11 protein-coding genes and 1 pseudogene are annotated in these 13,538 nt (G+C 47.2%); 2 read left to right on the top strand and 10 right to left on the bottom strand.

All coding sequences use genetic code 11. The features are described from left to right. Positions 1-40: 40 nt before the first annotated feature. Positions 41-802 (bottom strand): porin family protein, encoded by a 762-nt coding sequence (locus NNC77_RS01000; RefSeq protein WP_118199974.1) that lies wholly within the window; start codon positions 800-802, stop codon positions 41-43. Positions 803-843: 41 nt separating this feature from the next. Next, positions 844-2,238 carry a PBP1 and LysM peptidoglycan-binding domain-containing protein gene (locus NNC77_RS00995; protein WP_254969634.1) on the bottom strand — a complete coding sequence of 465 codons (1,395 nt, stop codon included), beginning with the start codon at positions 2,236-2,238 and terminating at the stop codon, positions 844-846. 239 nt (positions 2,239-2,477) lie between these two features. Between NNC77_RS00995 and NNC77_RS00990 the strand changes: the two are divergent. Next, positions 2,478-2,786: pseudogene (locus NNC77_RS00990) on the top strand (T9SS C-terminal target domain-containing protein); the annotation flags it as partial. Between the two features lie 27 nt (positions 2,787-2,813). Continuing rightward, positions 2,814-5,654: an excinuclease ABC subunit UvrA gene (gene uvrA, locus NNC77_RS00985; RefSeq protein ID WP_006847031.1), complete on the top strand. Its 2,841-nt coding sequence runs from the start codon at positions 2,814-2,816 to the stop codon at positions 5,652-5,654. A gap of 148 nt (positions 5,655-5,802) precedes the next feature. Here the strand turns inward: uvrA and NNC77_RS00980 are convergent, their stop codons facing one another. From NNC77_RS00980 to NNC77_RS00945, 8 genes are all read right to left on the bottom strand, one after another. Next, positions 5,803-6,696, bottom strand: a complete 894-nt coding sequence (locus NNC77_RS00980) for a YitT family protein (protein WP_117587070.1) — start codon at positions 6,694-6,696, stop codon at positions 5,803-5,805. 155 nt (positions 6,697-6,851) lie between these two features. Continuing rightward, entirely contained in the window at positions 6,852-7,037 is a 186-nt protein-coding gene (locus tag NNC77_RS00975) for a DUF4250 domain-containing protein (RefSeq protein ID WP_254969633.1), read from the bottom strand. Between the two features lie 151 nt (positions 7,038-7,188). Then, a complete protein-coding gene (locus tag NNC77_RS00970) occupies positions 7,189-8,640 on the bottom strand; it encodes an NADH-quinone oxidoreductase subunit N (protein WP_118081960.1) in 1,452 nt (483 codons plus the stop codon). Positions 8,641-8,655: 15 nt separating this feature from the next. Then, positions 8,656-10,155 carry a complex I subunit 4 family protein gene (locus NNC77_RS00965; RefSeq protein ID WP_117692674.1) on the bottom strand — a complete coding sequence of 500 codons (1,500 nt, stop codon included), beginning with the start codon at positions 10,153-10,155 and terminating at the stop codon, positions 8,656-8,658. Between the two features lie 33 nt (positions 10,156-10,188). Beyond that, positions 10,189-12,144 (bottom strand): NADH-quinone oxidoreductase subunit L, encoded by a 1,956-nt coding sequence (gene nuoL, locus NNC77_RS00960; RefSeq protein ID WP_118063204.1) that lies wholly within the window; start codon positions 12,142-12,144, stop codon positions 10,189-10,191. Between the two features lie 6 nt (positions 12,145-12,150). After that, positions 12,151-12,459, bottom strand: a complete 309-nt coding sequence (gene nuoK, locus NNC77_RS00955) for an NADH-quinone oxidoreductase subunit NuoK (protein ID WP_006846356.1) — start codon at positions 12,457-12,459, stop codon at positions 12,151-12,153. Then, entirely contained in the window at positions 12,456-12,983 is a 528-nt protein-coding gene (locus tag NNC77_RS00950) for an NADH-quinone oxidoreductase subunit J family protein (RefSeq protein ID WP_118255183.1), read from the bottom strand. Before NNC77_RS00950 ends, nuoK begins: the two co-directional genes overlap by 4 nt. A gap of 15 nt (positions 12,984-12,998) precedes the next feature. After that, positions 12,999-13,529, bottom strand: a complete 531-nt coding sequence (locus NNC77_RS00945; protein ID WP_117727078.1) for a NuoI/complex I 23 kDa subunit family protein — start codon at positions 13,527-13,529, stop codon at positions 12,999-13,001. Between the last annotated feature and the right edge of the window lie 9 nt (positions 13,530-13,538).

The raw sequence follows: 13,538 nt of genomic DNA, 5'->3' as shown, positions 1-13,538 counted from the left end.
AACCCGTTATCATTATTAATTATCAATTATTAATTATCATCTATTTCCGTTTCACGTTCTTCGTTCTGGTGATATCAAAGAGATAAGAGAGTTTCAGAACAATCTGTCCGTAGTTACTCTTTCCGAAATAATCACGCTTTGAAGCACCGTAGATATTTCCCAGACCATAGTAGTATCGGGCTTCGGCAAGGAAATGCCCCACCTTCGGAATACTGTATTCAGCACCCAGACCCAGGGCGATACCATAATCGAGCTTGTTCTTGACTGCCATCGTATCCTGAGCCACCACCGGACTTACACGGTTATTGTCGGTTGCCGGCATGTGCTCTACCGAGAAGTTTGTCTTCTGCGAATCACTCAGATAGAGACCAAACTGCGGACCGGCATTCACGAAGATATTCAGTCCTCTTGTCTCCCTACCCCATGCCAGATGCGCAAAGATTGGCACCTGAATATAGTTGATGGTACGCTTGTAAGCCATCGCTTCTTTGGTTTCGGTGATAATCACCGGATTATTCTCCATATCCAGGATATCCTCTTCCCATCCTGCCTGCGCATAGTTTACTTCGGCATAGATAGAACAGATGGTCTTGAAATATTTCTCACAGGTATATCTCATCGAGAAACCGCCCGTCAGTCCGCCGTGCTGCTTCTGCTGTACCTCGGGTGTGAATCCTACGCTACTCATCATATAGCCCCCATTAAAACCAATGGCGAAATCACTACGATGCTCTCCTATCTGTGCCGAAACTGGAATTCCGAAGATGAGCATCAGAATCAGCAGCCCAATATTTCTATTCATTATCAACTATAAATTGTAAACTATAAATTGTAAACTATAAACTAGTACTTCACCGCCTCTATCTGATGATTAAAGGTATAGTGAATCAACAGGAAACTCTTGTTCTTGTATCCTCCTCTACTGGTCTTCTCGAAACGGAGTGGAGTCTGCACAGGCTGGTAAGTCATCTGCTGGCGCTCACCTGTAAAGTTCTTGCCATATCTCTTGACGCCCTGAATCAGATACATTCCGTGATCGAAACCGGTGATGGCGAATCTTGGCTGTGCCACCATCATAGGCTGATGGAACCATCGCTCATAACGGCTCTCAAGCGCCTTGGTCTGTGCTGAGTTCGGGTTATAATAGAAGGTGGAAGGGATATAAGTATCATACTTATAGAATCTTTCCAGATTATACTTGGCATACATCAGCCATTCGGTATAGCCGAAGAGAGAGATGGCTGCACCCGGATACTTCGCATCAAATTCGTCGAGCTTGTTCAATACCTGAGTCAACTGTGGCGAACGTCCCGTATTCAGGATAATCACATTCTGCTTGGAAGGCATGAAAGCCTTGGCAAACTGATCGATACTTGAATTCACATTGGTGATGCTATAATTGATTTTCCTGCGTTCCAGTTCCTTGCGCAGACCGAACGTAAAGTTGCCCTTTCTCGAAGTAGAATCATTGCAGTCTACAAAGATAGGATGCACATTGGTAAAACGGCTCAGGAATGCCTTGATGGTCGCATCATTCAGCGCATCATCGCTCTGATAAACCTGGAAAATCTCTTTGTTTCTTTCTACATCATCTCCGCTGATAGAGAACGGAATCACCATTTTGATGCCGTAGTTCTTGCAGAAGTTGGCCAGCGGAGCCACCTGCTTGGTATAAAGTGGACCAAAGATGATGTCGCATTGGTTAGCGCCCTCCTGCAAGAGTGTATTCCGGATATCAGCATCAATAGGAACGTTCCAGGCACGCACATCTATATCGGCGCCCTGCTGCTTCAGGGTTTCGCAAGCCAGCAGCAAACCGCGGTAATACTCCACCATTCGCTTGCCGTCGCCATCAACATTATGCAAAGGTAACATCACGCCTACCTTTACCGCATTTCTGGCAACAGCAGCCTTTGAGGTTGCCGGAGCTGTAGCAGTTTTCTGAACCGTCGCCCCATTCCCCGACTTCTGACCGTTCACCTGATTAGGGTTCTTCTGGTCTTTGGTGTATGGAATAAAGAGCGTAGCTCCCTTCTGCAGCATGTATCCCTCACGCTTCATCTCCGGATTGGCATCCATCAGTTCAGGAAGGCTCAATCCATATTTATTGGCGATACCAAAGATAGTATCTTTCTTCTTAACCGTGTAAATGTCGCGCCATTTTACAGTCTGCGCGCCAATGCTGACACTGAGCAGAAGCCCAACGAACAGCAGGAAATATCTCATTTTTTGTCTCATATCTCAAGATTTTTTTAACGATATCTTCAAATATTTCATGTTTTCATCTGCAAAAATACAAAAAATCTTGCATCTGACGCAATATCTCTCATCTTTTTATTATCTTTGCACAAATTATTTTAGAAATGAGACGAAAAATAGCATTACTTTGCATCATGTTGCCACTTTTGACGTGTCAATTACACGCTCAGGAAGTCAACGACGACGAGGAGGACAACACAGAAGAGACGACCAAGGTCAGTTCTCTTCTCATGCCGAATGCCTTCTCTCCAAATGGCGATGGCATCAACGACATCTACAAGCCCAAGGATGGTTACCGGAACATTGAGGAGTTCCACGCCTATATATATAATAGGTGGGGACAGAAACTCTATGAATGGACCGACCCTGCCACGGGATGGGATGGCACCTACCGCGGAAAACCGGTCAAGGAGGGTGTCTACTTCTGTCTCGTCAAGGCGAAGGGGGCAGATGGCGTGGTGTATAACATCAAACGTGATGTCAACCTGCTCAGAGGTTATACCGAAGAACAGAACAGTAACTATTAGGCAAACAGCAATTAGCAGAATTGGAATATGAATTCAGAAGAAAAGATAAATGTATGGGGCGCACGGGTCCACAACCTCAAGAACATAGATGTGGAGATTCCGCGTGATTCCCTCACCGTGATTACCGGACTCTCGGGTTCGGGCAAGAGTTCACTGGCCTTCGACACCATCTTTGCCGAAGGTCAGCGCAGATATATCGAAACTTTCTCTGCCTATGCCCGCAACTTCCTGGGTAATATGGAACGCCCGGATGTTGATAAGATTACGGGATTGAGTCCGGTCATCAGTATAGAACAGAAAACCACCAACAAGAATCCTCGCTCTACCGTGGGCACTACCACCGAGATTTACGACTATCTCCGTCTGCTCTATGCCCGCGCCGGTACTGCATACAGCTATCAGAGTGGCGAGGAGATGATGAAATATACCGAGGAACAGGTCATCGACATGATTCTCAGCGATTATAAGGGCAAGGCTATCTTCCTGCTCGCTCCACTCGTACGCCAACGCAAAGGTCATTACCGCGAACTCTTCGAAAGCATGCGCAGAAAGGGGTATCTCTACGTGCGACTCGACGGCAACATCCTCGAAATCGTTCCCAATATGAAAACCGACCGCTACAAGAACCACAATATAGAAGCTGTGGTCGATAAACTGGTGGTGAAGGAAGAAGATGAGGAACGCATCCGCAAGAGTGTGGCAACGGCTATGAAACAGGGCGACGGCATGGTAATGGTTCTTGAGAAAGGTGCCAAGGAGGCCAAGACATACTCCAAGCGTCTCATGGACCCTGTAACGGGTATCGCCTACCAGGATCCTGCTCCTAACATGTTCTCCTTCAACTCTCCCGAAGGTGCCTGTCCGCATTGCAAAGGCTTGGGAAAGGTGAATCAGATTGATATCAAGAAGGTAATTCCCGATGATAAACTCAGCATCCATGAGGGCGGAATCGCTCCGCTCGGCAAATACAAGAACCAGATGATTTTCTGGCAGATAGAATCATTGCTCAGCAAGTATGACCTCAACCTGAAGACACCTATCTGCGAGATTCCGGGCGATGCCATGCAGGAAATTCTCTATGGCTCGCTTGAAAACGTGAAGATAGAAAAGGAAAAGGTGCATACCTCTACCGACTACTTCTGCGCCTACGATGGCATCATCGACTACCTGCAGAAAGTGATGGAGGATGACGAGAGTGCGGCGGGCAAGAAATGGGCCGACCAGTTTATCTCTACCATCGAATGTCCTGAATGCCATGGTTTGCGACTCAAAAAGGAATCGCTCTCTTTCAAAATCTGGGATAAGAATATATCCGAAGTAGCCAGTCTCGACATCGATGAACTGCGCGATTGGCTCGAAGAAGTGGAACAGCATCTGCCTTCGATGAAAGCGAAGGTGGCTCACGAAATCATCAAGGAGTTGCGCTCACGCGTTACCTTCCTTCTCGATGTGGGACTCAATTATCTCTCGCTCAACCGCCAGTCAGCTTCTCTATCGGGTGGCGAGAGCCAGCGCATCCGTCTGGCTACTCAGATTGGTAGCCAGCTGGTCAATGTACTCTATATCCTCGATGAGCCGAGCATCGGTCTGCACCAGCGCGACAACGAACGTCTGCTCAACAGTCTGAAGGAACTTCGCGACCTGGGCAATACCGTTATTGTGGTGGAGCACGATGAAGATATGATGCGGGCTGCCGACTGGATAGTAGATATCGGTCCGAAGGCGGGACGCAAGGGAGGTGAAGTTGTCTTCCAGGGCACACCTCAGGAGATGCTCAAGACCGATACCATCACCGCCCAGTATCTCAACGGCAAGATGGCTATTGAGGTGCCTGCCCTCCGCAGAGAAGGCAACGGCAAGCATATCACCATTCACGGAGCTACGGGCAACAACCTCAAGGGGGTGGATGTTGATTTTCCACTCGGCAAACTCATTGTCGTAACGGGTGTCAGCGGCTCAGGCAAATCTACTCTCATCAACGAGACCCTCCAGCCTATCCTCTCGCAGCATTTCTACCGTTCGCTCAAGAAACCGATGCCATACGAAAGCATCGAAGGTATCGAGAATATCGACAAGGTGGTGAATGTAGACCAGAGTCCGATTGGCAGGACGCCTCGCAGCAATCCAGCAACCTACACAGGCGTGTTCAGCGATATCCGCTCACTCTTCGTAGGACTTCCCGAAGCAAAGATCCGCGGTTACAAGCCGGGCAGATTCTCCTTCAATGTGAAAGGTGGAAGATGCGAGGAATGTAAGGGTAACGGATATAAGACCATCGAGATGAACTTCCTGCCGGATGTCTACGTACCTTGTGAGGTATGCCACGGCAAACGCTACAACCGCGAGACGCTAGAGGTAAGATACAAGGGAAAGAGCATAGCCGATGTTCTCGACATGACCATCAACCAGGCGGTAGATTTCTTCGAGAATGTTCCTCAGATACTGCAGAAGATCAAGGCATTACAGAATGTAGGTCTCGGATACATCAGGTTAGGACAGAGTTCCACTACCCTCTCTGGCGGTGAAAGTCAGCGTGTAAAACTGGCTACCGAACTCTCGAAGCGTGATACGGGCAAGACGCTCTATATTCTCGATGAACCAACAACCGGTCTGCATTTCGAAGACATCCGCATTCTGATGGATGTACTCCAGAAACTGGTAGACCGTGGCAATACGGTCATCATCATCGAACATAATCTCGATGTCATCAAACTCGCCGACTGGCTCATCGACATGGGTCCGGAAGGTGGACGAGGCGGCGGTCAACTCCTCTTTGCCGGTACACCAGAAGAAATGGTGAAGCAGCAGAAGGGATATACCTATAAGTTCCTCGCCCCTTTACTGAAGAAATCAGGGAAACCTGAATAAATCAGGATAGGAACGAAGACTGTGGCAGAAGAAAAAATCCCCCAACCTACTTTTTTAAGCGGGTTGGGGAATTTTTATTTCAATATAAAATATGACGATAGCATGGTACCATGTGACTTTTTCTGAAGCATAAAAAAAGCACGGAATATTAAACTCCGTGCTCTTTTTTGCTTTTATATTTTATCTTATCAAAACCTTCACCATACACACCGATAACGGCACTCTGACTGACAAAGGCATGGGGATCAATCTCGCTGATAAGACGGAAGATAGCAGGAGCCTGACGCTGCTTGGCTAACACGAAAAGCATCTTCACATCCTGACCGGAATAAAAACCGCTGGCATTCACCACCGTTACTCCCCTATCAGCATCTACATTGATGCGCTTGCCTATCTCCTCATACTTCTGGGAAATGATAAAAAACTGTACGCTTCGTCTTCTGCTGTTTACCACCTGGTCGATGCAGAATGCCTGAACGCAAAGAACTACATAACCATATAACACCTTCTCCCAATCGTGTACCACCAGATAGCTGGAACTGATGATGAAGATGTCGCATATCATAATCACTCTACCAAGAGAAATGTCGCGATACTTGTTGACGATGGCTGCGATGATATCCGTACCACCCGTACTTCCACCAACCGAGAAACCGAGTCCGATTCCGCAGCCACAGAAAACGGCACCCAGGAAAGCAGCCCATAAAGGTTGGTTTTCCAAAAGATGAACATCACCTAAACGGCTGGAGAAGAAAGAGGTCAGGATGGTTACCACTATAACGGCATAAACAGTCTTGACACAGAACTTTGCTCCCAAAATCTTAAACGCACATATTAATAAGGTGGCGTTGACGATAAAATACGGAATTTGCACAGGGCAACCGGTTGCCCAATAGATAATACTGGAGATACCAGGAAGTCCGCTTGCTGTTACATTGGTTGGCAAGAGGAACACGTTCCATCCAATAGCGTAGGATATCATACCTATCGCAATCAAAACATAGTCTTGTACAGACTTCCACAAGGGTCGAGGAGGAGTCATAATTAATTAATAATTTACAATTTATATTTTTTTTAAAAGCTTTTGCCCTTACAGGGCGTTTTAAATGCAATTATATTTACCCAGGGTGTTGCCCTGGGCTAGGAGCTTCTGCCCTTACAGGGCGTGCTGACTATACTTTTCTGGGCGTGTGGGTTTTACCAGAATTTCTTCTGCTGCTCTGACCACTCAAAACCTTGGGTTGTCATTTTGGCTTCTAATGCCGCACGGTTCACATTGAAGTGATTACAAATCTCATCGAGTGTTTCAAACTCGTGGTCACGAAGCAGGAAGTTGATGGCGCTTACGAGCATCGGAACATCATTCATTGGTAACTTATCCATCCTTTTTATATTGATTAATTAATATTTATTATTGATTACTTGAGGCACCATGCCTCTTTCGGGGTGCAAAATTACTGCAAAATTCAGACAATACCAAAAAAAATCCCGCCAATCTATACGATTAGCGGGATTTTTATAAATTATTGATGATTTACGCATTCACTGCAACTGAAATCCAGTCGAAGACGAATGAGCAAATACCGAATGCTACGATACCTACGGTGCAGATAGCAAGCGCCAACTTGGTTGAGCATGCACTCTGGAAAGTAGGAAGCGGATTATCACTGTGCTTAATGAACATTGCCTTCACGATGAGCAGGTAGTAGTACAAGCTGATAACAGTGTTTACCAATGCGATGAATACTACACCGTAAGCCCAGGCACCCAATGTGGTGTGGATGTCGTGTGTTCCAACTGCTGCCATGAACACGAAGAACTTCGAGAACATTCCGGCAAATGGAGGAATACCACCCAATGAGAACAAAGCCAATGTCATCAGGAACGCCAAACGTGGGTTGGTCTTGTACAAACCATTGTAGCTGTCCATCTGAACTGTACCGTTGTTGTGCTCCTCAATAGATGAGATGATGGTGAAGACGCTCAGGTTGGCTACTACGTAAATCAATACATAGTAAGTCAGGGCGCTCACGCTCATCGCTGAGTTACCTACCACTGCCAACATGATATAACCTGCCTGAGAGATAGAAGAGAATGCCATGAAACGCTTCAGGTCGCTCTGACGGATGGCAAACAGGTTGGCGATAGTGATAGAAAGTACAATCACGATGTAAAGCAACACGGTCCAGTACTCTACCATTGGCTGGAACACCTTCATGAGGATAGCGCAGAGAGTAAACGCTGCAGCACCCTTAGATACTACTGACAAGTAACCTGTAACAGTAGTTGGTGCACCCTGGTATGAATCGGCTGTCCAAAAGTGGAAAGGAACCAAGGAAATCTTGAAACCGAGACCACTGAAGAAGAATACCATACCGGCGATGGTCAATGGTGATGCAGAGATAACCTTTGCTACATCATCGAAGTACAAAGTACCACAAGCAGCATAAAGCAGAGAGATACCATAGATCATCACGCCACTTGAGAAAGTAGCAGTAAGGATGAACTTAGCTCCTGCCTCAGCAGAATTGTGACGGTACTTATCGAATGCTACCAAGCAAGCCATTGGCACAGATGCCATTTCGAGACCGAGGAAGAACAGGAGGAAGTGGTTGGCACTAACCATCATGTTCATACCGAGCAAGGTAGAGATAATCAGCATATAGAACTCACCCTCCTTGAAGGCTGTGTCCTTGCGGCTCAACCACTCCTTAGCCTGTACCATCACGATGAGGGTACCCAGCGCCAGGATGGTCTTCAAGACACCGGCAGCAGGACCTGTTGTGTACATGCCGCCAAATGCCTCTGTGGCTTCTGTTGGGAAGATATTGATGGCAATGTGAGCCACCATCAAGAGACATACCAGAGGATTGAACCACTTACGGTCTGCGCTCTTGGAACTGCAGAAGTCAGCAATGAAAGTGATCAACAGAACTACCATCAGGGTAGCTTCTGGAATCATATTTAAAAATTGACTGTAATTCATTTCTTCTGATATTTATTACATGATTACACTAAAGATAGGACCTACAGCGTCCATGATAATCTCCTCTGCCCAGAGTGGGAACATACCGAGACCTGCTACACAGGCTATAAGACCTGCTACAGCGATACGCTCGTCCCAGGTAGCATCGTGAAGCTTCTCCAACTTTGGATTAGGAACCTTCTGATAAAGGATCTTACCAACACAACGCAGAATGTAAACCGCTGTTACTACGATTGAGGTACATGCGATGATGGTACATACGCGATGGAATGTATCTGCATTCTGGAATGAACCTACGAAGATGGTCATCTCGGCTACGAAACCTGAGAAACCTGGCAAACCGAGGTTAGCCAAACCAGCTACTGCATAACCTACAGAGAGGAATGGAATAATCTTCATCAAACCACCCAGGTAACGTACGTCACGTGTACCAGCCTGATGATAAATCATACCGATAACGGCGAAGAAGAGGGCGGTCATCAAACCGTGAGACAACATCTGGAGGATTGCACCAGTAGCGGCTGTCTCGGTCATCATACAGAGAGCGAAGAGCACCATACCACAGTGAGATACTGATGAGTAAGCGTTGATGTACTTCAAGTCGGTCTGTACACATGCTGACAAAGCACCATATACGATAGAGATAGTAGTCAGTACAAGGAACACCTTAATCCAGAATCCGTGAGTAGCAGCTGGCAAGAGGAACATAGCGATACGGAAGCAACCGTAACCACCAAGCTTCATCAATACACCGGCGTGCAACATAGATACGGCTGTTGGCGCACTGGCGTGACCATCAGGAGACCATGTGTGGAATGGGAACAGCGCACCGAGGATACCGAAACCGATGAAGAGCAATGGGAAGAACACGTTCTGCACGCTCTCTGGAATCGCATGAGCACCATTGGTATGGTGAGCGATATCGAGGATTTCGAAGGTCTGAGCACCACTGTAGAAGTAGATTCCCAGGATACCGATAACCAAAAGGGCTGAACCACCCATCAACATCAAAGTCAACTTCATGGCTGAATACTCCTTTGCACCACTACCCCATACACCGATGAGGAGATACATAGGAATCAGCGCAACCTCATAGAACATGAACATGGTGAACATGTCGATAGAGATGAAGAAGCCATATACACCGATGCTCAACAAGGTGAACCAGAGGAAGTATTCCTTCTTCATTGGTTCCATCTGCCAGGAAGCAAATGTACCGGTGAACACGATGATAGAAGTCAGGAGAATCATCACCACTGAGATACCATCCACACCGAGTGAATAGTTGATGTGCAATGGTTCAAACCAAGGCACACAGTAGGTGAAGAGCATCGGAGCTTGGTCGGCTGGCATTGTCTCACGAGCTTCGAGAAATGCAAACACCAAATAGATGGAGAGACCGAGCAATACGCTGGCACCTGCTACCATCACACCACGAACCTGCTTGTCGTTGCGTGCCAACCAGAGGCCGAGCAACATCAGGAGTGGTACTATGACGAATATACTTAAATTCATTTCTTTTCTATTTACTTAATTGTGAGACTTTCATTAAAGAAGTGCGAGCAGGCACAATGTCAATGCTACGGTACCGGTGAGGAACCAGATAGCATAGCTGCGAACATCACCACTCTGCCATGGGCGGATGGTTTCACCTGCCTCCTGTGTACCCCAAGCCATGAAGTTGAAGGTACCATCGATAACGCGACGGTCGAACCATGCGATTGGCTTTGAGAAGCAACCGAAGACAATCTTGTGGGTGAAGAACTGCCAAGCATCGTCGATATAGAAACGGTTCAAGGCTGCCTTGTGCAACTTAGGCATCTTCTTAGCCAAAGCGTCTGCCAATGGAGTCTTCTTAGGAGCATACATGTAAGTAGCCAGACCGATACCGATGATAGCAACAATCACAGATGTAGTTGCCACACTCATGTCGATATGGATATCGTAGCTCTGACCTGTAGCAGATACGAAGTGACCGAATGGAATCAGACCGCAGAGGCAAGAGATGATGGCGAGGAATACCAATGGACCCCACATCACGAAAGGAACCTCCTGTGGCTTGCGACGGTTCTCTGGATCCAGCTCATAGTAGCTCTGCCCCCAGAAGATGACGTAGTAGAGACGGAACATGTAGAATGCTGTCATACCAGCAACCACTGTCATGAACCAGCCCATGAATGGAGAGAACTGGAAGCAAGCTGAGATAATCTCATCCTTTGACCAGAAACCTGCGAATGGAGGAATACCTGCAATCGCCAAGCAACCGATGAGGAAGCAGATGTTGGTAATAGGCATGTACTTGTGCAGACCGCCCATGTACTCCTTGAAGTTGCTGCCGATGATGACGATGATGGCACCAGAGCAGAGGAAGAGCAATGCCTTGAACATAGCGTGGGTAAACAGGTGGAAGATACCAGCCATGTAACCCAAACCACCATGGTGGTTATCTACTGCGAAGCAAACGCCGAGCGCTACGAGCATGTAGGCAATCTGAGAGATAGTAGAGAAAGCCAGACCACGCTTGATATCACGCTGGCAGCAAGCTACTGCTGCTGCATAGAATGCGGTGAAGGCTGCAATGTAAGCTACATAATGCAAAGCCTCAGGAGCATACTGTACCCAGATTGGGAAGAGGCTGGCTACCTGATAAACACCGGCTACAACCATGGTAGCGGCGTGGATCAACGCAGAAACAGGAGTTGGACCCTCCATCGCATCTGGCAACCAGATGTGCAATGGGAACATCGCACTCTTACCGGCACCACCGATGAACATGAGGAACAACGCTGTTGGCATTACCCAAGCAGCACCTGCCAAAGCTGAGTTCAACTCTGGCTGAGCATTCAAGTCATAGTTGAAGGTTCCTACATAGAAGCTGTAGAACAGGATACCGATGAGGAAGAAGAGGTCAGCGAAACGGGTTACGATGAACGCCTTCTTGCTGGCATGAACTGCAGCATGCTTTGGATAGTAGAAACCGATGAGCAGGTATGAGCAAACACCCACCAACTCCCAGAACAGATACATCTGGAAGATGTTGGTAGCTACTACCAGGCCCAACATTGACATGGTGAAGAGGCTCAGGTAAGCGTAGAAACGCTGCATACCCTTCTCGTATTCCTCAACCTTGTAGTTCTCATCACGCTCTGCCATATAGCCGAAGCTGTAGATGTGAACCATGAAGCTGACGGTGGTAATCACGATGAGCATCAATACGGAGATTGGGCTCAGACGGAAACCGATGTTGAAGGTGAGCAACTCAGTAAACTTCAACCATGTGAAATTAAATACGGTAACAGTTGGGTACATACCTGTTGAGGCATCACGACCCACTGCAAAGAAGTACTCGTATGCTGTATAGACAGACATGGCGAATACACAGCCCATCAATACGGTACCGATGAGTGCTGCTACCGGTCTTTTCATCTTCATACCCACAAGTCCCAGAACCAGGAAGCTCAGGAATGGCAGAAGAAGTATCAAAAATGCATAATTGTATTCCATTGTCTTTTAGAATTTCATGTTTTCAATACTGTTCACCTGGTCACTGTGATAGTTGCGGTAAACGTTGATAATAATAGCGAGCGCTACGGCTGTCTCGGCTGCTGCTACTCCGATAGAGAACAATGTGAAGAAGAAACCTTCCAACTGTCCTGGGAAGAGGATGCGGTTGAACACAGCGAAGTTCAGGTCGGCTGCATTCAATACAAGCTCGATGGAGATGAGCATGGCAACGAGGTTACGGCGTGTACAGAAGCCATAGACTCCGATGAAGAACAAGAGTGCTGAGAGCACGAAGAAATATTGTACTGGAATCATTTCTTATCCTCCTTTCTTGCGATTAAGATACCACCGATGATACATGCCAACAGGAATACAGAGATAAACTCGAATGGCAATACATAGCCATACTTGTCAGCACCTACCAATGCTGAACCTACCTGGTCCATTGGCACCTCGGTGTCGGCTACGGTTGCAGCCATATCAATAAAGTGATTCTTCAACACGATGACTGCCAAGGTTACGAAACCAACGAGGCAGACGAGTGCGCGACCTACAACCTTGCTACCCTTGACATGCTCCAAAAGACCCTGGAGAGTACGCTTTGATACCAACTGGATAGCAAAGACATAAAGCATGGTGATACCACCGGCATATACAGAAATCTGAGCTGCACCCAGATAAGTATAGTCGAGCAGGAAGAACATGCCTGCTACACCGAAGAGTACGAACAACAGGAAGGTTGCCGCACGCATGATACGCTTGGTAGCTACGCACATGATGGCTGAGCCAAGGATGACTACTGCCAAGATGACGAACATAAATAAATTTGCTGTTATCATTGTCTAAAGTCCTCCTTACTTAGTCTTGGTGTTAAACTTACCGATTTCCAATGGGGCACCACCATCGATGAGGTTTGGAAGGCTTCCGCCCTTATAAACCTCCTTGTCAAGGTGCATCACCAACTTGTTGCGGTCGAAGACTGCATTCTCGAAATCGTTGACAAACTTGATTGCACCGAAGTTACATGCGTTCACACAGAGCTCGCAGAACATGCAGTCGCCCAAGTCGTACTGGTAATCTACCAGCTTGCGCTTCTTCTTGCCTGTCTCTGGGTCCTCCACCATCTCGGTTACGATCTTGATGGTATCGTTAGGGCATGACTTCTCACACAATGTACAACCCACACACTTGTAAGCCTCGTTCTCATCACGAACGAAGACCAGGCGACCACGAAAACGTGGAGAGATGTGGAGTGTAGTCTTGCGGTTCTCAGGATACTGCTCTGTGCTCTTTGGTGTGAAGTACTCCTTCATGGTAGTCTTCATACCGATAGCGAGGGTCTTCAAACCCGCAGCAATACCGCCGAAATATGAATTGTTAGACATACTTTCTTA

The sequence above is a fragment of the Segatella copri genome (genome assembly GCF_024330485.1).
GTDB lineage: Bacteria > Bacteroidota > Bacteroidia > Bacteroidales > Bacteroidaceae > Prevotella > Prevotella copri_L.
The sequence above is the reverse complement of the archived record's forward strand: the minus strand, read 5'-3'. Positions and strand labels throughout refer to the sequence as shown.